Origin of the sequence: Sulfitobacter sp. HI0027 (genome assembly GCF_001634775.1) — a bacterium.
Lineage (GTDB): Bacteria > Pseudomonadota > Alphaproteobacteria > Rhodobacterales > Rhodobacteraceae > Sulfitobacter.
Genome location: NZ_LWER01000310.1, coordinates 1 through 259 on the forward strand (window position 1 = coordinate 1; position 259 = coordinate 259).

Consider the following 259-nt stretch of genomic DNA (forward strand, 5'->3'; position numbering starts at 1 on the left):
ATCCTGTCCGATGTGCCGCCTCACCGCATTGCTCGCCTCCGACGACAAGGGGAACGGTATTTCGCCGGCGATCTGCGGGATATTTCAGGCGACCGCCGCCTTGCCATCGTCGCGGTCTGCGCTTTGGAATGGCGCAGTGCCATTGCCGATGCGGTGGTCGAAACCCATGACCGGATCGTCGGGAAGACATGGCGCGAGGCGAAACGCGCGTGCGATGCCCAGGCGGATGACGCAAAGGCGGCTCTGAAGGACACCTTGC

General features: G+C 63.7%; 1 protein-coding gene. It reads left to right on the forward strand.

Annotated elements, in window-relative coordinates; genetic code table 11:
* Nucleotides 1-259, forward strand: a 259-nt coding sequence (locus A3722_RS15825; RefSeq protein ID WP_150120524.1) for a hypothetical protein, incomplete at both ends; no start/stop codon positions are given.